Annotated in this window: 18 protein-coding genes and 2 pseudogenes; 2 read left to right on the top strand and 18 right to left on the bottom strand. The window is 67.7% G+C overall.

The window, feature by feature from the left end:
• Positions 1 to 22: 22 nt before the first annotated feature.
• The 15 genes and pseudogenes from QFZ47_RS07050 to QFZ47_RS06980 all read right to left on the bottom strand — a co-directional run bounded on the left by QFZ47_RS07050 (position 23) and on the right by QFZ47_RS06980 (position 15,446).
• Complete coding sequence (locus tag QFZ47_RS07050; protein ID WP_307654964.1) at positions 23 to 583, bottom strand: methyltransferase family protein; 561 nt, start codon at positions 581 to 583, stop codon at positions 23 to 25.
• Between the two features lie 30 nt (positions 584 to 613).
• A complete protein-coding gene (locus QFZ47_RS07045; RefSeq protein WP_307654963.1) occupies positions 614 to 1,372 on the bottom strand; it encodes an SDR family NAD(P)-dependent oxidoreductase in 759 nt (252 codons plus the stop codon).
• On the bottom strand, positions 1,372 to 3,423 hold the full coding sequence (paaZ, locus tag QFZ47_RS07040) for a phenylacetic acid degradation bifunctional protein PaaZ (RefSeq protein WP_307654962.1): 2,052 nt from the start codon (positions 3,421 to 3,423) through the stop codon (positions 1,372 to 1,374). Before paaZ ends, QFZ47_RS07045 begins: the two co-directional genes overlap by 1 nt.
• Before the next feature lie 14 nt (positions 3,424 to 3,437).
• Complete coding sequence (locus QFZ47_RS07035) at positions 3,438 to 4,190, bottom strand: ABC transporter ATP-binding protein (protein WP_307654961.1); 753 nt, start codon at positions 4,188 to 4,190, stop codon at positions 3,438 to 3,440.
• The gene (locus QFZ47_RS07030; RefSeq protein ID WP_307654960.1) at positions 4,187 to 6,085 is read right to left on the bottom strand and encodes a branched-chain amino acid ABC transporter ATP-binding protein/permease; all 1,899 of its coding nucleotides are present in this window, start codon (positions 6,083 to 6,085) and stop codon (positions 4,187 to 4,189) included. Before QFZ47_RS07030 ends, QFZ47_RS07035 begins: the two co-directional genes overlap by 4 nt.
• Entirely contained in the window at positions 6,082 to 7,110 is a 1,029-nt protein-coding gene (locus QFZ47_RS07025; protein WP_307654959.1) for a branched-chain amino acid ABC transporter permease, read from the bottom strand. Before QFZ47_RS07025 ends, QFZ47_RS07030 begins: the two co-directional genes overlap by 4 nt.
• A 96-nt stretch (positions 7,111 to 7,206) precedes the next feature.
• Positions 7,207 to 8,355 carry an ABC transporter substrate-binding protein gene (locus QFZ47_RS07020; RefSeq protein ID WP_307654958.1) on the bottom strand — a complete coding sequence of 383 codons (1,149 nt, stop codon included), beginning with the start codon at positions 8,353 to 8,355 and terminating at the stop codon, positions 7,207 to 7,209.
• Between the two features lie 37 nt (positions 8,356 to 8,392).
• On the bottom strand, positions 8,393 to 9,478 hold the full coding sequence (gene paaE, locus QFZ47_RS07015; RefSeq protein WP_307654957.1) for a 1,2-phenylacetyl-CoA epoxidase subunit PaaE: 1,086 nt from the start codon (positions 9,476 to 9,478) through the stop codon (positions 8,393 to 8,395).
• A gap of 3 nt (positions 9,479 to 9,481) precedes the next feature.
• A complete protein-coding gene (gene paaD / locus QFZ47_RS07010) occupies positions 9,482 to 10,012 on the bottom strand; it encodes a 1,2-phenylacetyl-CoA epoxidase subunit PaaD (protein ID WP_307654956.1) in 531 nt (176 codons plus the stop codon).
• The gene (gene paaC / locus QFZ47_RS07005) at positions 10,009 to 10,788 is read right to left on the bottom strand and encodes a 1,2-phenylacetyl-CoA epoxidase subunit PaaC (RefSeq protein WP_307654955.1); all 780 of its coding nucleotides are present in this window, start codon (positions 10,786 to 10,788) and stop codon (positions 10,009 to 10,011) included. The genes paaD and paaC overlap by 4 nt, the downstream gene beginning before the upstream one ends.
• A gap of 351 nt (positions 10,789 to 11,139) precedes the next feature.
• Positions 11,140 to 11,436: a 1,2-phenylacetyl-CoA epoxidase subunit PaaB gene (gene paaB, locus QFZ47_RS07000; RefSeq protein ID WP_307654954.1), complete on the bottom strand. Its 297-nt coding sequence runs from the start codon at positions 11,434 to 11,436 to the stop codon at positions 11,140 to 11,142.
• Positions 11,433 to 12,443 (bottom strand): 1,2-phenylacetyl-CoA epoxidase subunit PaaA, encoded by a 1,011-nt coding sequence (paaA, locus tag QFZ47_RS06995; protein ID WP_307654953.1) that lies wholly within the window; start codon positions 12,441 to 12,443, stop codon positions 11,433 to 11,435. The genes paaB and paaA overlap by 4 nt, the downstream gene beginning before the upstream one ends.
• A 42-nt stretch (positions 12,444 to 12,485) precedes the next feature.
• A pseudogene (gene paaK / locus QFZ47_RS06990) lies at positions 12,486 to 13,803 on the bottom strand (phenylacetate--CoA ligase PaaK).
• A 14-nt stretch (positions 13,804 to 13,817) separates the two neighbouring features.
• A complete protein-coding gene (gene paaI, locus QFZ47_RS06985) occupies positions 13,818 to 14,261 on the bottom strand; it encodes a hydroxyphenylacetyl-CoA thioesterase PaaI (RefSeq protein ID WP_307654952.1) in 444 nt (147 codons plus the stop codon).
• 381 nt (positions 14,262 to 14,642) lie between these two features.
• Positions 14,643 to 15,446, bottom strand: a complete 804-nt coding sequence (locus tag QFZ47_RS06980) for an enoyl-CoA hydratase-related protein (protein ID WP_307654951.1) — start codon at positions 15,444 to 15,446, stop codon at positions 14,643 to 14,645.
• 126 nt (positions 15,447 to 15,572) lie between these two features.
• Here QFZ47_RS06980 and QFZ47_RS06975 point away from each other — a divergent pair.
• Both QFZ47_RS06975 and QFZ47_RS06970 read left to right on the top strand, forming a co-directional pair.
• Positions 15,573 to 16,177 (top strand): annotated as a pseudogene (locus tag QFZ47_RS06975) (phenylacetic acid degradation protein PaaY).
• A gap of 62 nt (positions 16,178 to 16,239) precedes the next feature.
• A complete protein-coding gene (locus QFZ47_RS06970) occupies positions 16,240 to 16,884 on the top strand; it encodes a TetR/AcrR family transcriptional regulator (RefSeq protein ID WP_307654950.1) in 645 nt (214 codons plus the stop codon).
• On the opposite strand, the gene QFZ47_RS06965 is transcribed toward QFZ47_RS06970, so the two are convergent.
• From QFZ47_RS06965 to QFZ47_RS06955, 3 genes are read right to left on the bottom strand one after another with little or no spacing between them, the layout of a single operon-like run.
• Positions 16,868 to 17,905, bottom strand: coding sequence for a VWA domain-containing protein (locus QFZ47_RS06965; RefSeq protein ID WP_307654949.1), 1,038 nt, complete (start codon positions 17,903 to 17,905; stop codon positions 16,868 to 16,870). The two genes, QFZ47_RS06970 and QFZ47_RS06965, sit on opposite strands and share 17 nt — an antisense overlap.
• Positions 17,902 to 18,891, bottom strand: coding sequence for a DUF58 domain-containing protein (locus QFZ47_RS06960; RefSeq protein ID WP_307654948.1), 990 nt, complete (start codon positions 18,889 to 18,891; stop codon positions 17,902 to 17,904). The genes QFZ47_RS06965 and QFZ47_RS06960 overlap by 4 nt, the downstream gene beginning before the upstream one ends.
• A complete protein-coding gene (locus QFZ47_RS06955) occupies positions 18,872 to 19,885 on the bottom strand; it encodes an AAA family ATPase (RefSeq protein ID WP_307654947.1) in 1,014 nt (337 codons plus the stop codon). The genes QFZ47_RS06960 and QFZ47_RS06955 overlap by 20 nt, the downstream gene beginning before the upstream one ends.
• Between the last annotated feature and the right edge of the window lie 52 nt (positions 19,886 to 19,937).

Genomic DNA, 19,937 nt, shown 5'->3' with positions numbered 1-19,937 from the left:
CTTCGGATGCCAGGTGCAGCAGCTACAGCACGAACGGAATGAAGCGCCGCGTGCCGCGCATGTACTCGCGGTAGGCCTCGCCAAAATGCGCGATGCATTCCTTCTCGTCGCGCAGCGCCGTCAGGAACAGCAGCACCGTGGCCGCCAGCACCAGTGCCAGCGTGAGCCAGGTGAACTGCTTGAGGAACGCGCCCCAGGCCAGCAGCATCAGCGCCGTGTACATCGGGTGGCGGATGTAGCGGAAGGCGCCGGTGGAAACGATGGAGGAAGTCTTCTCGAAGCCGTAGAGCGCCGGATCGTCGCTGCGCGCCTCGGTCGGCTTGCCCTGCGCCTTGAGCAGCCGCACCGCGTGGATCGGCAGCCAGATCGACAGCACGAAGAAGAGCGATGAGACGATCTGCCTGGGCGAGAACGGATCGGCATGCCACACCGGCAGGTTCACGATGATCAGCACCAGCATGCATTCCCACGCGAAGAAGCGGTAGAAGCCGTGCGAGCCGGGCTGGCGCAGCGGGCCGCGCGAGACGTAGAGCAACGCGGCCGTGCCGGCAACGAAGAGAAGAGTCTGGAACCAGAGAAGCATGGCGGCCGAATTTACACGGCCTGCCGGGCTTCAGCCAGAGATGGAGAATCCGCCATCGACCGGAATCGCGGTGCCGGTCACGTAGTCCGACGCGGAGCTCGCAAGGAACACCGCGGTGCCGGCGATGTCGGCCGGCTGACCCCAGCGGCCGGCGGCGGCGCGGGCCACCACGCGCTCGTAGAGGCCCGGAATCTGGTTGCGGGCGCCGTCGGTCAGCTCGGTCTCGAACCAGCCCGGCAAAATCGCGTTGACCTGGATGTTGTCGGCCGCCCATGAAAGCGCAGTCGACTTGGTGAGCTGCACGATGCCCGCCTTGCTGGCCGCATAGGCCGGTGCGTAGGGCGCGCCGAAGATCGACATCATCGAGCCGATGTTGATGATCTTGCCGCCGCCGGCCGCCTTCAGGTGCGGGTGCGCGGCGCGGCTGCAGAGAAAAGCGCTGGTCAGGTTGGTGTCCAGCACCAGGCGCCATTCGTCCAGCGCGAGCTGGTCGACCGGCTTTCGCACCGTGATGCCGGCGTTGTTGACGAGGATGTCGAGCCGGCCGCAGCGCGCCGCTGCTTCATCGACCGCCTTCTGCACCGAGGCTTCGTTGGCCACGTCGACTTCGAGCGCGAAGCTGTCGCTGCCGAGCGCCCTGAGCGTTTCGACCGCAGCGGCCGACTTCTGCATGTTGCGCGCCGCAATGACGACGCGGGCACCGGCCCTGGCCAGCCCCTGGGCCATGCCCAGGCCGATGCCGCCGTTGCCGCCGGTGACGAGTGCGACTTTTTCCGTGAGATCGAACATCAGGTGGTTTCTGGTTTCTTGGAGACGAGGGTCAGGATATCGTAGCTCGCGACCAGTTCGCCGTCCTGGTTGGTCACCTCCACGTCCCAGGCCACCACGCCGTGGCCCTGGCCGCTCGCGTCCTTCTTGTTGCGGTCGATCTTGCGCTTGCAGGTCAGGCGCGCGCGGATGGTGTCGCCGATGCCCACGGGTTTCACGAAGCGCAGCGTATCGAGGCCGTAGTTGGCAAGCACCGGGCCCGGCGCGGGCGAGACGAACAGGCCGGCCGCGGCCGACAGCACGAAGTAGCCATGCGCAATGCGCTTGCCGAACGGCGACTCCTTGGCCGCCACCTCGTCGAAGTGCATGTAGAAATAGTCACCCGAGATGCCGCCGAAGGCCACGATGTCGGCCTCGCCGACGGTGCGGCGGTGCGTGAGCAGCGAGTCGCCGATGCGCAGCTCCTCGAAGTGGCGGCGGAACGGATGCACCTCGCTCTCGCGCACGGCCGCGCCGCGCACATGTTCGCCGGTAATGGCCGCCAGCATCGTGGGCGAGCCCTGCACCGCGGCGCGCTGCAGGTAGTGCTTCACGGCGCGCAGGCCGCCGAGTTCCTCGCCGCCGCCCGCTCGGCCGGGGCCGCCGTGCTTGAGCTGCGGCAGCGGTGAGCCGTGGCCTGTCGATTCCGTTGCCGCTTCGCGGTCGAGCACCAGCAGCCTTCCATGCCATGCGGCGGCCACCGGAATGGCCTTGGCTGCGATGGCCGGGTCGCGCGTGACCAGCGTGCCGACGAGGCTGCCGCGGCCGCGCGCGGCCAGCGCCAGGGCCTCGTCGAGGCCGTCGTACGGCATCAACGTGCTGACGGGACCGAAGGCTTCGACGTCATGCGCCGCATCGTGCTCGAGCGGCTTGCGGCTCAGCAGCAGCGTGGGCGCGAAGAAGGCACCTCCGGCCACGCCGTCGCCCACGGGCGAAAAGCCGTCGCGCTCGCCGTACACCAGCTCGGCGCCTTGCAGCAGCGTGGCCACGCGCTCGGCCACGTCGGCCTGCTGCGCCTGCGAGGCGAGGGCGCCCATGCGCACCTCTTCGCGCGAGGGATCGCCGACGACGGTCTTGGCGAGCCGTGCGCGCAGCCGTTCGGCCACGGCATCCAGGTGCTGGCGCGGCACGATCGCGCGGCGGATCGCGGTGCACTTCTGGCCGGCCTTGACCGTCATCTCGCGCGCCACTTCCTTCACGAAGAGGTCGAACTCCTCGTCGTCGGGCGTCACGTCGGGCGCGAGGATCGCGCAGTTGAGCGAGTCGGCCTCGGCGTTGAACGGGATCGACTGGCGCACGAGGTTGGGATGCACGCGCAGCCTGGCTGCGGTGTCGGCCGAGCCGGTAAAGGTGACCACATCGGCGCCTTCGAGCCGGTCGAGCAGGTCGCCCGTGCCGCCGATCACGAGCTGCAGGCTGCCTTCGGGCAGGATGCCCGACTGCATGATGAGCCGCACCAGCGCTTCGGTGAGATAGCTGGTGGCCGTGGCCGGCTTGCCGATGCAGGGCATGCCCGCGAGGAAGCTGGGCGCGAACTTTTCGAGCAGGCCCCACACCGGAAAATTGAAGGCGTTGATGTGCACCGCCACGCCGCCGCGCGGCACCAGGATGTGCGTGCCCGCGAAGCCGCCCTTCTTGCCGAGCGCAAAGGCCGGGCCCTCGTGCACCAGGTTGCCCGAGGGCAGCTCGTTGGTGCCGATGCCGGCGTAGGCGCTCAGCGTGCCGGCGCCGCCTTCGATGTCGATCCAGCTGTCGGCGCGGGTCGCGCCCGTGTGGGCCGAGATCGCGTAGAGCGTTTCCTTGTGGGCGGCGAGGTGCTTGGCCAGTGCCCTGAGGCGTTCCGAGCGCTGCTGGAAGTCGAGCGCCATCAGCGCGGGCAGGCCGACACGGCGCGCGTGGCTCAGTGCTTCGGCGAAGTCGATCGCCTCTGCATGCGTGCTGGCCACGGCTTGGCCGTTGACGGCACTGCGCAACTGTTGCGCGGCCTGCTGGCCGATCCAGCGACCGGCGATGTAGCTTTGAAGGGTGGTCATGAAAATCCTTGTGTTCAGGCGGCGGCAGCTTCGGCGTTCCGGTTGCCGATGCCCAGGTAGGTGTCGATGATTCGCTGGTCGTGCATCAATTCGCGCGCAGGGCCTTCGAGCGCGACCGCGCCCATCTCGAGCACATAGGCCCGGTCGGCCACCTGCAGGGCGGCGCGTGCGTTCTGCTCCACCAGCAGCACCGAGACGCCATGGCTTCGCAATTGCGAGACCACGCGCAGCACTTCGCGCACCACCAGCGGCGCCAGGCCCAGCGAGGGTTCGTCGAGCATCAGCAGCCGCGGGCGCGCCATCAGCGCGCGGCCGATGGCCAGCATCTGGCGCTCGCCGCCCGAGAGCGTCGACGCCAACTGCGGCTTGCGCTCGCGCAGACGCGGAAAGATCTCGAACACTTCTTCCATGCGTGCGCGCTGGTCGCGCTTGCCCTTGCGCCACTGGTAGAAGCCGCCGAGCAGCAGGTTGTCCTCGACCGACATCTCGCCGAACAGCTCGCGCCGCTCGGGCACCAGCGCCACGCCGCGCGCCACCATGGTTTCGACGCCGGGGCGCGCGATGCGCTCGCCATGCAGGGCGAGGCTGCCGGTGGAGGGCAGGAGCCCCATCGCCGCGCACAGCAGCGTGGTCTTGCCGGCGCCGTTGGGGCCGATCACGGTGACGATCTCGCCTTCGTTCACATGCAGCTGCACGCTGTGCACCGCCTCGACCGTGCGGTAGGCGACGCAGAAGCCGTCGAGTTGGAGCAAAGGTGCGCTGCTCATCGTGCGTCCTCCAGCAGTTCGTCGTCGGCGCCACCGAGATAGGCTTCGAGCACGCGCGGATTGGCCTGCACTTCGGCCGGCGTACCGGTGGCGATGACGGTGCCGAACTCCAGCACCGTGATGCGGTCGGCCAGGTTCATCACGAATTCCATGTCATGTTCCACCACGAGGATGCCAAGGCCTTCGGCGCGCAGCTGTCCCAGCAGCACGGAAAGCGCGCGCTTCTCCAGGTGGCGCAGGCCCGCGGCGGGTTCGTCGAGCAGCAGCACCGAAGGCTGGCCGGCCAGCGCGCGCGCAATCTCCACCACGCGCTGCTGGCCCAGAGAGAGCGACGCAGCCGGCGTGCCGGCATGCGCGCCGAGGCCGCAGCGTTCGATCTGGCGGCGGGCTTCGGCCATCAATGCCGCTTCTTCCGCACGGTCCAGCCGAAGCATGGCGGCGAGCCAGCCGCGTTTGGCGCGCAGATGCGCACCCAGCGCCACGTTCTCGACCACGCTACGATGGCCGAGCAGGCGCACGTGCTGGAAGGTGCGTCCCAGGCCCAGCGCGGCGAACACGCGCGAAGGCTTCGCCGTCATCGCCTGGCCCGCAAGCCGCACTTCGCCGGAGCTCGGGTCGTCCACCCCCGAAACCATGTTGAAGAAGGTGCTCTTGCCTGCGCCGTTCGGTCCGATCAGTGCGTGGATCTCGCCGGCCTTCAGCGTCATCGAGATGTCGTTGTTGGCCACCAGGCCGCCGAAGCGCTTGCTGACATTGGTGGCCTGCAGCAGCACCTCGCCCCTGGCGGGCAGGTTGCGCTGTGCGAGCTGTACGTCCGGCGCCGCAGGGGCCGCGGCCGGGGCATGCGGGCGCACCCAGCGCCCGGCAATGCGCGCGAGCGTGGGCCACAGGCCGTCGGCAAAGCGCTGCAGCACGAAGAGCATGAGCAGGCCGAACACGATCACTTCGAAGTTTCCGCTGCTGCCCAGCAGCGAGGGCAGCACGTCCTGCAGCTTTTCCTTCAGCAGCGTGATAAGCGCGGCGCCCAGCACCGCGCCCCAGAGGTGGCCCGCGCCGCCCACCACCGCCATGAACAGCAGCTCGATGCCGATGTTCAGGTTGAAGGGCGTCGGGTTCACGAAGCGCTGCAGGTGCGCATAGAGCCAGCCCGAGAGGGCCGCCAGCAGCGCAGCCAGCACGAACAGCTTCACGCGGTGGCGGGCCGTGTCCACGCCCATCGACTCGGCCATCAGCCGGCCGCCCTTGAGCGCGCGGATGGCCCGCCCTTCGCGCGAATCGAGCAGGTTGTGCATGGCCCAGAGCGCGAGCAGCAGCACGGCCCAGATCACCACGCCCAGCGCACGCGGCGTGGCCAGCGGGTAGCCCGCGACCACCAGCGGCGGCACGCCGGTGATGCCCGTCTGCCCGCCGAGGAAGTCCATGTTGCCGAACAGGTAATAAAGGCTCAGGCCCCAGGCGATGGTGCACAGCGGCAGGTAGTGGCCCTGCAGCTTGAGCGTGACCGCGCCCAGCGCCCAGGCGAGCGCGAAGGTGAAGACGAGGCCGAGCAGCAGGCCGGCCCACGGCAGCAGCGCGGGGTTCACGGCGCCACCCATCCATGCGGTGGCCATGGGCGAGGTGCAGATCCAGGCGGTGGCGTAGGCGCCCATGCCGACGAAAGCGGCCTGGCCGAAGGAGGTCATGCCGCCCACGCCGGTCAGCATGACCAGCCCGGCCGCGACCAGCGCATAGAGGCCGATGTTGCTGAGCACGGACACCGTGAATTCGGGCAGGAAGCCCCAGGCCAGGGCAAGCGCCACGACCAAGGCGAGCGTCAGCTGTCTCGGTGTGACCAGTGCGCGGCCGGCAGATGCTGCTGTTGTGGCCGCGGTGCTGCCGGTGGAGGCGTCGTTCATTCCTCGTCCTCCACGTGATGGCTGTGCAGCGAGCGCCACCACAGCACCGGAATGATCAGCGTGAAGACGAGCACCTCCTTGAACGGGCTGGCCCAGAACGAAGCAAAGGCTTCGAGCTGCCCGACCAGCAGCGCGCCCGCGAGCGCCAGCGGATAGCTCGCCAGCCCGCCCACGATGGCGGCGACGAAGCCCTTCAGGCCGATCAGGAAGCCGGTGTCGTAATACACCGTGGTGAGCGGCGCAATGAGCAGGCCCGAGACCGCGCCGATGAGTGCCGCGAGCGCAAAGCTCAGGTCGCCCGAAAGCTCCGTCGGAATGCCCGAGAGCCGCGCGCCCACGCGGTTGATGGCGGTGGCGCGCAGCGCTTTGCCGATCATCGAGCGGCCGAAGAAAAGGAACATCGCAATCACCAGCAGCAGCGTGACGCCGACCACCACCAGCGACTGCCCGCTGACCGGGATGCCACCGATGTCGAAGCGCTCTTCGGAGAACGCCGTGGTGCGATAGCCCTCGGCGCCGAAGAAAAGCAGGCCCAGCCCCACCAGCACGCCATGCAGCGCGACGGAAACGATCAGCAGCATCAGCACGCTGGCGCTGGCCAGGGGCCGATAGGCCAGGCGATAGAGCAGCGGCCCGAGCGGCATGATGAGCAGCAGCGTGGCGAGCGCCTGCCCCGCCATCGAGGTCGGCTTGAGCAGGAGCACCAGCGCCGCGGCGGCCAGCGGGAGCGCCACGCACCATGCGAGCGCCGAGGCCCAGTCGACCACCGCGCCGCGCTTCCAGCGCCAGAACTCGACCACCAGCACCATGGCCGCCAGCGCGAGCAGCAGCCACAGCGTGGCCGGCACGCGGCCGGCCTGCAGCACCGCCATCGAGAGCGCCCCGAAGGCGACGAACTCGCCCTGGGGAATGAAGATGACGCGCGTGACGGAGAACACCAGCACAAGAGCGAGCGCCATCAATCCATAGACGGCACCGTTCACGATGCCGTCCTGCCCCAGAAGCAGGGCGATCTGCAGATCCATAGAAAAACCTTCGGGCCTTGCCCGTGTGTCGAATCAGTGGCCGGCGCGTGCCCCACCCCGACCCTCCCCCGGGAGGGGAGGGAGCAAGCCCTGCGATCAGGGCTGGTATTTCCAGGCGCCGTTCTCGATCTTGACCATGACCCGTGCACGCTGGTCCAGACCCAGATGATCGTTGGCCGTCATGTTGAATACGCCGTGGGCGCCCGACACTTCCTTGACCTGCTCCAGCGCATCGCGGAGCGCCGCGCGGAACTCGGGCGTTCCGGGCTGCGCCTTCTTGAGCGCGATCGGCACGGCCGAGGTCATGAGCAGGCCCGCGTCCCAGGCGTGCGCGCCGAAGGTCGACACCGAGTTCTTGCCGTTCGCGGCCTCGTAGGCCGTGACGTAGGCCATGGCCGACTTCTTCACCGGATGGCTCGCGGGCAGCTGCTCGGCCACCAGCACCGGACCGGCGGGCAGCAAGGTGCCTTCCACGTCCTTGCCGCCGACGCGCAGGAAATCGGCATTGGCCACGCCGTGCGTCTGGTACATCTTGCCGGTGTAGCCGCGCTCCTTGAGCGTCTTCTGCGGCAGCGCGGCCGGCGTGCCCGAGCCCGCGACCAGCACCGCGTCGGCCTTGGCGGCCATGATCTTCAGGGCCTGGCCGGTGACCGAGGTGTCGGTGCGCGCGTAGCGCTCGTTGGCCACGATCTTGAGCTTCTTCAGTTCCGCCGCCTTGGCGAATTCCTGCGACCAGCCTTCGCCGTACGCATCGGAAAAGCCGATGAAGGCCACCGTCTTCACTCCATTGGCGGCCATGTGCTCGGCAATGGCGAGCGACATCATGATGTCGTTTTGCGGCGTCTTGAAGACCCACTGCTTCTTGGCGTCCATGGGCTCGATGATGCGGGCCGATGCGGCAATCGAGATCATCGGCGTCTTGGCTTCGCTCACCACGTCGATCATCGCGAGCGAGTTGGGCGTGGTGGTCGAGCCCAGCACGATGTCGACCTTGTTCTCGGCGATGAGCTTGCGCGTGTTGGCCACGGCCGCCGTGGTGTCGGAAGCGTCGTCCAGCACGATGTAGTTGATCTTCTGGCCGCCGATGGTCTTGGGCATCAGGGAGATGGTGTTCTTCTCCGGAATGCCGAGCGAGGCGGCCGGGCCGGTGGCCGACAGCGTCACGCCGACGTTGATGTCGGCCCAGGACGCGGCGGCGGTGGCGCACAGCGCGGCGATCAGCAGGGGCTTGAAGAAGAATTTCATTTTGGACTTGTCTCCGGGTTGAAAAATCGTTGTGGCTTCAGCGCTCGTCGAAGGACAAGGTGACGCGTTCTGTGAGAGGGTGGGCCTGGCAGGTCAGCACGAATCCCGCGGCTACCTCATTCTTGTCGAGTGCAAAGTTTCTTTCCATGCGGACTTCCCCCTCCACCAGCTTGGCGCGGCAGGTGCCGCATACGCCCGAGGTGCACGAGAACGGCACCTCGAGGCCGGCGGCCGAAGCCGCATCGAGGATGCTCGGCTGGCCTTCGGTGAAGGTGACTTCGCGCTGCAGCCCGTCGCGCACGATGGTGATGCGCGCCTGCCTGGCGTCGCCGGGCAGGGCCTCGTGCACCACCGCACCCACCTGGCTGGCTGGAGGCAGCGCGACGCCGAAGCGCTCGATGTGGATGCGCTCCTCGGGCACGCCCGCGGCGAGCAGCGCGGCCTCGGCTTCGTCGTTCATCTGGAACGGCCCGCAGATATAGGCATGGTCGATGCCTGCGGCGGGCACCAGCGTGTTCAGGAACTCGCCGATCTTCTCGCGGTTCATCACGCCGTAGCCCAGCGGGGAATCGGTGTGCTCGTCGGAGAACACGAGCTGCAGCGCGAGGCGCGTCATGTAGCGGTTCTTCAGGTCCTCGATTTCTTCCTTGAACATCGTGGACTGCAGCTGCCGGTTGCCGTAGATCAGCGTGAAGCGGCTCAGCGGCTCGCGTGCCAGCACCGTCTTCATGATCGAGAGGATCGGCGTGATGCCGCTGCCGCCCGCGATGCCGACATGATGGCGCGCGGAGGCCGGCTCTATCGGCACGAAGAAGCGGCCTTGCGGCGCCATCACCTGCACCGTATCGCCGGGCTGCAGGTGCGCGTTGATCCAGTTGGAGAACACGCCACCCTGCACCTTGCGCACGCCCACGCGCAGTTCGCCGTCGTCCAGGCCGGCGCAGATCGAATACGAACGGCGCAGGTCCTGGCCGTCGATGTCGCGGCGCAGCGTGAGGTACTGGCCCTGCGTGAAACCGAAGACTTGCTGCAGATCGGGCGGCACTTCGAACGAGACGATGACGGCCTCCGAGGTGTCGGGTTCGACAGCCTTCACGCGCAGGGGGTGGAAGAGAGTGCTCATCGCTCAGATCGGCTTGAAGTGTTCGAAGGGTTCGCGGCAGGCGAGGCAGCGGTAGAGCGCCTTGCAGGCGGTGGAGCCGAAGGCCGAGAGGCGTTCGGTGCGTTCGCTCGCGCAGCGCGGGCAGGCGATGCGTTCGCCGCCGGCGATGCGGCCGAAGAGGCGGATGGGCATGGCGGTGCTGGCTGCAGCTTCGGGTGTGAGGTGGGCCGGCGGGGCGATGCCATAGGCCCTGAGCTTGGCGCGGCCTTCTTCGCTGATCCAGTCGCTGCTCCACGCGGGCGCGCGGCGCAGGGTGGCGCGTGCGCGGCCGAGCCCGGCTTGTTCGATGGCGGCGAGCACATCGTGCTCGATGGCTTCGGTCGCTGGGCAGCCCGAGTACGTCGGCGTGAGCACGATCTCGAGCCCGTCGTCATGCGCGATCACCTCGCGCACGATGCCCAGGTCGCAGACCGACACGGCCGGCACCTCGGGGTCGAGCACCGTGTGCAGCACGGCCCAGGCCGCGTCGACGCGTGATGCGATCGCGCTGTTCACCACACGCCTCCCGGGTAAGAACGCTGCAGGTGCTGCATCTCGGTGAGGATGTAGCCCATATGCTCGCTGTGAACGCCCTGCTTGCCGGTGCTGCGAAAGGCGGCTTCCTGCGGCATCGAAAGGCCGGCCGCGTCGAGCACCTGCTGCATCTCGGCGAGCCAGGGTTCGCGCAGTTCGCTCCACGCGGGGCCGAGGCCGCTCGCGCTGGCTTGCGCATCCACCGCATCGCTCTCGAACAGCTCGGGCACGTAGAGCCAGAGCTGCTTCAGCGCCTTCTCGGTGCGGCGGCGCGATTCGTCGGTGCCATCGCCGAGCCGCACGACCCAGTCACCCGAATGCCGCTGGTGGTAGCGCGCTTCCTTCACGGCCTTGCCGGCGATGGCGGCCACTTCGACGTCGCTCGATGCGGCGAGCCGTTGCCACAGCAGCTTCAGCAGCGTGGCGACCATGGTGTTGCGCAGCACGGCAAAGGCGAAGTCGCCGCGCGGCAGTTCGACCAGCGTGAGGTTGAAGTAGTCGCGCTCGTCGCGCAGGTAGGCGAGCTGGTCTTCGTCGTGCTCATGACCAGCGCCTTCGAGGTTGCCGGCGTGGGTGAGCAGCGCGCGCGCCTGACCGACGAGGTCGAGTGCGATGTTGGCCATCGCGATGTCTTCCTCGAGCACGGGCGCATGGCCGCACCATTCGCCCAGCCTCTGGGCGAGGACGAGGCCGGTGTCGGCGATGCGCAGCAGGTATTGCACTTCGGGCGTGCGGTTGAGTTCGATCGATGCTTGCATTTCAGTGGTTCCGCTGTTGTTCAGGGTGCTGCTGTTCAGGGTGCTGCTGTTCAGGGCGCGTGCACAGGCCACCGGGTACTCCCCTCCGCGAATGTCCCCCGGCCTTCGGCCTCCTCCTTGATTTCGCTGCGGGGAGCACCCGATGCCCTGTGCACTTGGACGCGCTGCTGGTGTACCGCTGATCAACGACCGCTCTGTCCAACGCTCCCGTCGATGGGGTGCCTTGCGCAGCGAAATCAAGGGGGAGGCCGCAGGCCGGAGGACATTCGCGGAGCAAGGTACCCCGTCGGCGGGAGTGCGCCCTGAACAAACTACGCGACGAACAGAAACCGCCTGAAGTTTCATGGCTGGCTACATGTGGTCGACCGACTTGGGCAACTTATAGAAAGTGGGATGCCGGTACACCTTGTCCTCCGCCGGATCGAAGAACATGTCCTTGTCCCCCGGATCGCTCGCCACGATCTGATCCGAGCGCACCACCCAGATGCTGCTGCCCTCCTGGCGGCGCGTGTACACATCGCGCGCCATCTGGATCGCCATCTTCGGATCGGCCGCATGCAGGCTGCCGCAGTGCTTGTGATCGAGGCCCGCCTTGCTGCGCACGAACACTTCCCACAGGGGCCACTCTTGCTGGGTATCGTCGGTCATGCGGCCTCCTGCATCGGTTGCTTGTTGGCGTGGGCCATCGCGGCCTCGCGCACCCACGCGCCTTCTTCCCAGGCGTCGACGCGGGCTTGCAAGCGTTCGCGGTTGCACGGGCCGTCGCCGCCGATCACGCGCCAGAACTCGCTCCAGTCGATGGCGCCGAAGTCGTGCGCCTGGCGCTCTTCGTTCCACTTGAGGTCGGGGTCGGGCAGCGTCACGCCGAGGATGCGCGCCTGCTCGACGGCGGCGTCGATGAACTTCTGGCGCAGCTCGTCGTTGCTGAAACGCTTGATGCCCCAGCGCATCGACTGCGCGCTGTTGGGCGACTGGTCGTCCGGTGGGCCGAACATCATGACCGAGGGCCACCACCAGCGGTTCACCGCGTCCTGCACCATCGCCTTCTGCGCCTCGGTGCCGCGGGTCATCATCGTCAGCAGCGCTTCATAGCCCTGGCGCTGGTGAAAGCTCTCCTCGCGGCAGATGCGGATCATGGCGCGTGCATACGGCGCGTACGAACAGCGGCAGATCGGCACCTGGTTCATGATGGCCGCGCCATCCACCAGCCAGCCGATGGTGCCCATGTCGGCCCAGGTGAGCGTCGGGTAGTTGAAGATCGAGCTGTACTTGGCGCGGCCGCTGTGCAGCGCGTCGAACATCTGGTCGCGCGAGGTGCCCAGCGTTTCGGCGGCGGCATACAGGTAGAGGCCGTGACCGCCTTCGTCCTGCACCTTGGCCAGCAGGATGGCCTTGCGCTTGAGCGTGGGCGCGCGGCCGATCCAGTTGCCTTCGGGCAGCATGCCGACGATCTCGGAATGCGCATGCTGGCTGATCTGGCGCACCAGCGTCTTGCGGTAATGCTCGGGCATCCAGTCCTTCGCCTCGATGAAGTCGCCGGCGTCGATGTGCGCGTCGAAGCGCTCCTCGAGCCGCATCTCGTCGGCGGAGCGCACGGCTTTTTTCTTGCCGTCGCCTGCGTCCTTGCCCGCGGTGTCCATGGCCTGGGTGTACATGTGCGTGTCCTTCGCAAAAAGGGGTTGAAGCGGCGCGCGCGCTCAGCGCGGGCGCGTGTCGATCACGCGCCGGGCCTTGCCGGTCTGCGTGCGTTCGATGGAATCGGGGTCGAACACGCGCACCGTGGTCGAGATGCCGACCAGCGTCTTCACGCGGTCCTGCACCCAGGCGGCGATGGCCTTGCGCTCGGCCTCGTCGATGGCGGCGTGGCGGTGCTCGAGTTCGCAGTGCACCTCGACCTCGTCGAGCAGGCCCTCGCGGCGCACATGCACCTGGTACAGGCCCGAGAGGCGCGCATGCGCGAGCACGATCTCTTCCACCTGCGTGGGGAAGACGTTGACGCCGCGGATGATCATCATGTCGTCGCTGCGCCCGACGATCTTGCCCATGCGGCGGAAGGCGCGCGAGGTGGGCGGCAAGAGGCGCGTGAGGTCGCGCGTGCGGTAGCGCACGATGGGCATGGCCTCCTTGCTCAGCGAGGTGAAGACCAGTTCGCCTTCCTCGCCGTCGGCCTTCAGCTCGCCGGTGTCGGGGTCGATGATCTCGGGGTAGAAGTGGTCTTCCCAGATCACCGGGCCGTCCTTGCTCTCGACGCATTCGCTGGCCACGCCCGGGCCCATCACTTCGGAAAGGCCGTAGATGTCGACCGCGTCGAGGCCGGCCTTGCCTTCGATGTCGCGGCGCATCGCCCTCGGTCCACGGCTCGGCGCCGAAGATGCCGATCCTGAGCGAGCTGTCCTTCGCATCGAGGCCCTGGCGCTCGAACTGCTCGATGATCACCTGCATGTAGCTGGGCGTGACCATGATGATGTCGGGCTTGAAGTCCTGGATCAGCTGCACCTGTTTCTCGGTCTGGCCGCCCGACATCGGGATGACGGTGCAGCCCGCGCGCTCGGCGCCGTAGTGCGCGCCCAGGCCGCCGGTGAACAGGCCGTAGCCGTATGACACGTGCACCATGTCGCCGGGCCGGCCGCCCGCGGCGCGGATCGAGCGCGCGACGAGATCGGCCCAGGTGTCGATGTCCTTCAAGGTGTAGCCCACCACGGTCGGCTTGCCGGTGGTGCCCGACGAGGCATGGATGCGCGCCACCTGCGTGCGCGGCACGGCGAACATGCCGAAGGGGTAGTTGTCGCGCAGGTCGGTCTTCACCGTGAACGGAAACTTCGAAAGGTCGGCGAGCGACTTCAGGTCATCGGGTTGCACGCCCTTGGCATCGAAGGCCTTGCGGTAGTGCGGCACGTTGTCGTACGCGCGCTGCAGCGTGGCGCGCAGGCGGCTGAGCTGCAGCGCGCTGATCTCGTCGCGGCTCGCGGTTTCGATGGGCTCGAGCTCGCCGGGGGAGGGGTGTCTGGCTGTCATGGGCTTGTGTCTCCTCAGGCGGCAACGGCGGGGCGGCCCTTGGCGGTGTAGGAGCGGCCGCGAAACATCGCGACGCGCTCGCCGCGCTGGTTGGTGATTTCGGTGTCGTACACGCCGGTGCGGCCGGCTTTCGACAATTCGAAGCAGCGCGCGGTGAGCACGTCGCCTTCGCGCGCCGGTGCAATGAAGTCGATGGAAAAGCCCGAGGCCACGGTCAGCTCGTTGTACGAATTGCAGGCGAAGGCAAAGCTGGAATCGGCCAGCGTGGCCATGAAGCCGCCGTGGCAGATGGCGTGGCCGTTGAGCATGTCGGTGCGCACGCGCATTTCGAGCGTGGCCTGGCCGGGGCCGACCTCGACGATGCGCATGCCGAGGCCCTTGCTGGCGTTGTCGTTCTCGAACATGCCGTCGCGAACGTACTCGGCGGTCTGCTGGGGGGTGCGGGTGGGTTCGGTCATCGTTGTTCTCCACCTGTCCTTGGCTTCGTTCCGGGCGCGCTTTCGGGGCGCTGTTGTTCGGGGCGCTGTTGTTCGGGGCGCGTGCACAGGACACCGGGTACTCCCCTCCGCGAATGTCCCCCGCCTTCGGCTCCTCCTTTATTTCGCTGCGGGGAGCACCCGATGCCCTGTGCACCCGGACACGCTGCTGGCGAACGGCTGATCAACAACCGCTCCGCATAACGATCCCGTCGATGGGGTGCCTTGCGCAGCGAAATAAAGGAGGAGCCCGAAGGGCGGGGGACATTCGCGGAGCAAGGTACCCCGTCGGCGGGAGCGCGCCCTGAACAGCCGCGCCCTGAACGACCGACAACGCAACGCAAGGGGAAGCAGAATTTCATCTCAGCGGTCCTTGAACACCGGCGCACGCTTGGAACGAAAGGCTTCGACACCTTCGCGGTAATCACCGGCATTGCCCATCTCGCGCTGGATGCGGGCCTCTTCGGCCAGCGCCGCGTCGAGGTCCATGCCCTGCGCCGCGGCCATGGCCTGGCGGGTGGCGACGAGGGCGCGGGTCGGCATGCCGGCCAGCTTGGATGCGAGCGCGGCGACTGTGTTGGCCAGTGCCGCGTCGTCCACGCACTGCCAGATCAGGCCGATGCGCGCGGCTTCCTCGGCCGGCAGCTTGTCGCCCAGCATCGCCATGCCCAGCGCGCGCGCAGAACCGACGAGCCGCGGCAGCAGCCATGTGCCACCGGTGTCGGGCACCAGGCCGATCTTGGTGAAGGCCTGGATGAAGCTGGCCGAACGCGCAGCCACGACGAGGTCGCAGCACAGCGCGATGTTGGCGCCCGCTCCGGCGGCCACGCCATTGACGGCGGCGACCACGGGCACCGGCATCGAGCGCAGCCGCGCGACGAGCGGGGCGTAGTAAGCGGAGATGACATGGCCCAGGTCCTTGGGCGCGGCGCCCGGCGCGGGGTCGGGCGCGACCGAAGAATCGGCCAGGTCCTGCCCGGCGCAGAAGGCGCGGCCTGCACCCGTGAGCACCACGCAGCGCACTCCCGGATCGCCGGCCGCAAGGTCCAGCGCCGCCATCAGTTCGCCGTGCAGTTCGGTCGTGAAACTGTTGAGCGCCGCGGGGCGGTTGAGGCTCAGCGTGCGGACGGCGCCGGCATCGCTGGTGAGAACTAAAGGTTCTGGCATGGCTTGTCTCTGATCTCTAAACACTATTGACCGACCGTCCGGTAGATTTTAAGATCGACCTCGATGCCAGCACAAGCGGGTGGCTTCAGGGCAAACCCTGAGCCCGCAACAAAGGAGACCGATCGAATGCCCAGCTATTCCATCGACGGCGTGATTCCCGTCGTCGACCCGACGGCCTACGTCCACCCCAGCGCGGTCTTGATAGGCGACGTGATCGTCGGCCCCCGCTGCTACGTCGGCCCTTGCGCCAGCCTGCGCGGCGACTTCGGCCGCATCGTGCTCGAGGAGGGCTCCAACGTGCAGGACCATTGCTGCATCCACGGCTTTCCGGACCAAGACACGGTGGTCGAGGTCAATGGCCACATCGGCCACGGCGCGATCCTGCACAGCTGCATCGTGCGGCGCGATGCGCTGGTGGGCATGAACGCGGTGGTGATGGACGAGGCCGAGATCGGCGAGCAGGCCATCGTGGCGGCCTGTGCCTTCGTGCCGGCCGGCATGAAGGTGCCGGCGCGCACGCTGGTGGCGGGCATTCCTGCCAAGGTGAAGAAGACGCTGAGCGACGAGGAAATTGCCTGGAAGCTCGAAGGCACCCACACCTACCAGGCGCTCACCGTGCGCAGCCTGGCCAGCCTGGACGAGGTCGCGCCGCTGCAGCAGATGGAGCCCGGCCGCCCGCGCCTGCCCGCGCTTCCGAGGTGCGCTCGCTGATCGCGACGCGGCGCGGATAGCTTCGTGCAAGATCGCGGGTTGCCCGCAACAACTGCCCCCATCAAGGAAGAAAGAAGACCCGATGCCGCGTGGAAGATCCGCCACCTACGACGACCAGCGCGAGTTCATCCTGGCGCAGGCCGCCCAGCTGTTCGCGCGCCGCGGCTATCCCGCCACATCCATGAACCAGGTGGCCGAGGCCTGCAATCTCTCCAAGGCCACGCTCTACCACTACTACAAGGACAAGAGCAGCCTCCTGATCAGCATCGCCGAGACGCACGTCTCCCGCCTGGCCGCGCTGGTGGTCGAGGAAGAAGCCTCGGCGCATACCGACGAGGAGCGGCTGCGCCGCTTCATCTACCGCATCGTCGAGGAATACGCCGGCGCACAGGACGCCCACCGCGTGCTGACCGACGACGTGCGCTTTCTGGAAGAAGAAGACCGCGAGCGCGTGCTGAACCAGGAGCGCGAAGTGGTGGCGGGGTTTGCGCGCGCGGTGTCCGCCTTGCGGCCCGGTGCGCCGAGCGACGACCTGGCCAAGCCGCTGACCATGCTGCTGTTCGGCATGATCAACTGGATGTTCACCTGGATGAAGCCCGGCGGCCGGCTCGACCATGCATCGATTGCGCCGATCGTGGCCGACCTGTTCCTGGGCGGTATCGGCGCGGTGAAGTCGCCGCCGGCCATCCGGCGGCCCGGTGGCCGCTCCGTCAAAGAATCCGGTTGAACCAGAGCAGCGACAGCCCCGCCGACAGCAGCGTGAGAATGGCCGCGCCCAGCGCGAAGAGCGCGGAGATCTCGGTTTCCTTCTTCTCGACCGTGAGCCGCGAGCTCAGCGTTTCGTAGACCTTCTTCAGGTCGGCGGCGGTGCCTGCGTAGAAGTATTCGGCCTGCGTCTTGTTGGCCACGGCCTTGAGCGTTTCCTCGTCGAGCCGCACGCGCATCGACCAGCCTTCGAAGCCGATGGTTTCGCCATCGACCGTGCCCACGCCCACCGTGTAGATGCGCACGCCGCGGTCGGCCGCGGCCTTGGCGGCATCGAGCGGATCGACGCCGGTGGTGCGCTGCCCGTCGGTCAGCATGATGATCGCGGCCGAGGTGTAGGAGCCCGGCGCCACCGGCGTGAACTCCTTGGCCTGCTTCTCCGTCTGGTCGATGGGCGTGCCGCGCTGGCGGCTGGGGGCGCTGAACTGCGAGACGTCGATGCCCGCCTCGGGGAACAGCGTGGCGAGCGACACCACGATCGCATTGCCCGTGGCCGTGGCGCGCTGCAGCTGAAAGCTGTCGATCGCGGTCACCAGGTCGTCGTGGTTGGTGGTGGGCAGCTGCGCCACCTGCGCGCTGCCCGCAAAGGCGACGATGCCCACCTTGACGTGGCGCGGCAGGTCCTTGATGAAGCTCTTGGCTGCTTCCTGCGCCGCAACCAGCCGGTTGGGCAGCACGTCGGCCGCGCGCATGCTGCCAGACACGTCCATGGCAAGGATGATGGTCTGCTGGTTCGACGGCAGCATCACCACGGCCATCGGCCGCGCGGCCGCCACCAGCATTGCGGCCATGGCCAGCAGGAACAGGAAGGGCGGAACATGCCGGCGCACGCTCTGGCCGGCGCCCATGGCCTCGCGCACGATCGACAGGCTCGCATAACGCACCGCGAGCTTCTTCTTGCGGCGGATCAGCCAGATGTAGAGCAGCACCAGCAGCGGCAGCGCCGCCAGCAGCCAGAGGAATTGAGGCCAGAGAAAAGTCATGCTGCCACCGCCTTCATGCTGCCCGAGCCGATGCGCATGCGGCGCTTGCGCAGGTCGGCGAAACGAACGATGGCTTCCACCAGGTCGTCGCTGGTCGAAAGCTCCAGTGCGTCGACACCCGCTTTAGCGAGCGAGGCGCGCAGCGCGGCCTCGCGCTCGGCCGCCAGGCGCGCGAAGCGCTTGCGAAAGCCGCCATCATGCGTATCGACCCAGAGCTGCTCGCCGGTTTCGGCATCGCGCAGCGGCACCAAGCCGAGGTCGGGCAGCTCGAGTTCGAGCGGATCGAACAGGCGCACGGCAATGACTTCATGCCGCTGCACCAGCTGGCCGAGCGGGCGTTCCCAGCCTGGTTCGCTCAGGAAGTCGGACACCACGAACACGGTGGAGCGGCGCGGCATCAGCGTGGCGGCCGATTTCAGCAGATCGGCCAGGCGCGTCATGCCTTTTTGCGTGGGCGCGGCCTCGGCCTTGTCGGCCCGCCGCTCCATCGCATGCAGCAGGTGCAGCACGTGCCGGCGGCCGCTGCGCGGCGGAATCACCGCTTCGAGATCGGTGCCATAGACCAGCGCGCCCACCCGGTTGCCGTGGCGCGTGAGCAGGCGCGCGAGCACGCCGACGAAGCCGGCAGAGATTTCGCGCTTGGCTTTGAGGCCGGAGCCGAAATCGACCGAGCGGCTCAGGTCGAGCACGAACCAGGCCGACATCTCGCGGTCTTCGGTGAAGACGCGCACGTGCGGTGTCTGCAGGCGCGCGGTGACGTTCCAGTCGATGTGGCGCACGTCGTCGTGGTGCTGGTATTCGCGCAGGTCGGCCAGGTCGAGGCCGGTGCCGCGCATCAGCGTGCGGTAGTCGCCCTGCAGCAGGCCATCGAGGCGGCGGATGACCGTCCATTCGAGACGGCGCAGCGCGCGTTCCGCGCCTCCGGCTTCAGCGATGAGCCGTTCGTCGTTCGCGGCCGCAGGGGCCTTACGCCACCAGCTTTTCATGTTCGAGCGGTTTGGGAGGAGCGGGAACGGCCTTCATGATCTTCTCGATCAGGCTGTCGGGTGTGAGGCCTTCGGACAAGCCTTCGTAGGAAAGCGTCACGCGATGGCGCAGTACGTCGGGCACCAGCGCGGTCATGTCCTCGGGCAGCGCATAGCTGCGGCCACGCAGCAGCGCCAGCGCGCGTGCGCCTTCGGTCAGGCTGATGCTCGCGCGCGGGCTCGCGCCGAAAGTGATGAAGCGGCGCATGTCCTTCAGGCCGTGCTTCTCGGGCGTGCGCGTGGCCGACACCAGCTTGACCGCGTACTGGATGAGCGAAGGATCGACGTACACGCGCCGCGCCTCGGCCTGCAGGGTGGCGAGCTGGTCGGTGGTGGCCACCGGATTGACCTCGACGAGCGAGCCGATCACGCGCTGGACGATGACGAACTCTTCCTCGTCGCTCGGATAGTCGACCAGCACCTTCATCATGAAGCGGTCGACCTGCGCCTCCGGCAGCGGATAGGTGCCTTCGGTCTCGATCGGGTTCTGCGTGGCCATGACCAGGAAGGGGCGCGGCACCTTGTGCGTTTCGCCGGCAATGGTGACCTGACGTTCCTGCATCACTTCGAGCAGCGCGCTCTGCACCTTGGCGGGCGCACGGTTGATTTCGTCGGCCAGCAGCAGGTTGGCGAACACCGGGCCGAGCGAGGTGCTGAACTCGCCGGTCTTCTGGTTGTAGATGCGCGTGCCCACCAGGTCGGCCGGCACCAGGTCGGGCGTGAACTGGATGCGCTTGAACTGGCCGCGCACGGTGTCGGCCAGCGTCTTGATGGTGAGCGTCTTCGCGAGCCCCGGCACGCCTTCGACCAGCAGGTGCCCGCCCGCGAGCATGGCCACCATCACCCGCTCCAGGAAGCGGTCCTGGCCCACCACCACGCGCTTGACTTCGTAGAGGATCTGCTCCATCAGTTCGGCCGTGGCGGCAGAGGTGGAAAAGGGGTTCTCAGTGCTCATGCGGGGCCTCTTGTTGAATGATCGAAGCTGGGCGCGTTCCTGCTGTGCTGGT

Source organism: Variovorax paradoxus, from assembly GCF_030815975.1.
Lineage (GTDB): Bacteria > Pseudomonadota > Gammaproteobacteria > Burkholderiales > Burkholderiaceae_C > Variovorax > Variovorax paradoxus_N.
Note: the sequence above shows the minus strand (reverse complement) of the source record. Positions and strands in the feature narration are given on the sequence as shown.